The 1,951-nt window shown below is 66.2% G+C and carries 1 protein-coding gene and 1 pseudogene; both read left to right on the top strand.

The genetic code is table 11. The features are described 5' to 3' along the window. Nucleotides 1-91, top strand: a pseudogene (locus ACWDUD_RS30610) (IS21-like element helper ATPase IstB); the annotation flags it as partial. A 117-nt stretch (nt 92-208) separates the two neighbouring features. After that, nucleotides 209-1,825, top strand: coding sequence for an IS1634 family transposase (locus ACWDUD_RS30605; protein ID WP_450111775.1), 1,617 nt, complete (start codon nt 209-211; stop codon nt 1,823-1,825). The last annotated feature ends 126 nt before the right edge of the window (nt 1,826-1,951 follow it).

Genomic DNA, 1,951 nt, shown 5'->3' with positions numbered 1-1,951 from the left:
CGACGGGGATTCCTACCGTCTACGTGATCACCATGCCCGGGCGGAAAAGCTCCGTCAGGCCACCACCGGGACCCGGCAACCGCTACAGTGAACACCCGAGTTGGCTCACGTTTTCGGGATGATTGACGGCTCACGTCTGTGACCTGCTGGTTCTCGTCGGGATCGGTCTGATTTCACGCACTAACGGCGCTGGTTCTAGGCTCGGCGAGTGGTGTTTGTCAGGAAGGTGCGCACCAAGTCCGGGGCCACGGCCGTGCAGATCGCCCGCTACGTGGGCGGCCGGCAGGAGATCGTCAAGCACCTCGGTTCCGCCCACACCGACGTCGAACTCGGCATGCTGCTCGAACGGGCCCGGGCCTGGCTCGAACCCGACCAGCAGATCCTCGACCTCGGCGTCACGCCCCAGATTCCGGTCGAAAAGCCCCTGGCCGGCGGGCAGAGCGCCCTGCTCGACGCTGCGCCCGGACCCGTGCAGGTGGACGCGCCGGGACGGACGGAATCGACCGGGTCGGTGCTGCTGCGCCAGGTGCTGACCGACGTGTACGAGCAGCTCGGGTTCGGGATCCTCGGCGATGCGGTGTTCCGGGACCTGGTGATCGCCCGGATCGTCGAACCCGGCTCGAAGCTCGACGCCGGCCGGGTCCTGCAGGACCTCGGTGCGGATCCGCCGAGCTACGCCACGATCAAGCGACACCTGGGGCAGGTCATCACCGGCAAGTACCGGGATCGCATCGCCGAACAGTGCTTCGTCCATGCCGCCGAAACCGGCGGTCTGAGCCTGTTGTTGTACGACGTGACGACCTTGTACTTCGAGGCCGAAAAGGAAGATGACCTGCGGAAAGTCGGGTATTCGAAGGAACGTCGGGTCGACCCGCAGATCGTCGTCGGACTGCTGGTGGACCGCACCGGGTTCCCGCTCGAGATCGGATGCTACGAAGGCAATTCGGCCGAAACCCACACGATTGTGCCGATCGTGCGGCAGTTCCAGGCGCGCCACGACCTCGACGGGGTCGAGATGGTCGTGGCCGCGGACGCCGGGATGCTCTCGGCGGCCAACCTCGCTGCTCTCGACGACGCGGGGTTGAAGTTCATCGTCGGCTCGCGTGTCACCAAGGCGCCCGGGGATCTCGCCTCCCACTTTCATTGGAACGGCACCGTTTTCACCGACGGTCAGGTCATCGACACGATCACGCCGCGGCACGGCCGCTCGGTGGTGAACAACTCCCGTAAACGCGCCGAACCGGTGTGGGATCCGGCGGAATATCCGAATGCGTGGCGGGCGGTGTGGCAGTACTCGCGCAGTCGCGCCGCTCGTGACGAGAAGACCCTCAACGCGCAGGAAGCCCGCGCCCGGGCGGTGGTCGACGGGGACGCGGTCCCGAAGTCCACGCGGTTCGTGACGGTCACCGCGAAGGGCCGGCGACTGGACACCGCGTCGCTGGAGCGAGCCAGGATGCTCGTCGGCCTGAAGGGCTACGTCACCAATCTTCCTGTCTTGCTGATGGATCCGGGCGAAATCATCGCCAAGTACCACGAGTTGTGGCATGTCGAGCAGTCGTTCCGGATGTCGAAGACGGACCTGCGGGCACGGCCGATCTTCCACCGCACCCGCGACGCGATCGAGGCGCACCTGACCGTGGTGTTCGCGGCATTGGCCGTCTCCCGGGTGGTGCAGGACCGCAGCGGCCTCGCGATCGGCAAGGTCGTCAAGCTGCTGCGGCCGCTGCGGTCGGCGACCATCGCGATCAACGGCACCCGGCACACCTTCCCGCCGCAGGTCGATGCCGACCTGCAGGCCCTACTCGACCGGATTTCGGGGTCCTGACTCACGCACTAACGAAATGAGCCAACTCGGGTCCTACCGTCTACGTGATCACCATGCCCGGGCGGAAAAGCTCCGTCAGGCCACCACCGGGACCCGGCAACCGCTACAGTGAACACGCCCACGAGT

This window comes from Rhodococcus sp. NPDC003382 (assembly GCF_053589135.1).
Note: the sequence above shows the minus strand (reverse complement) of the source record. Positions and strands in the feature narration are given on the sequence as shown.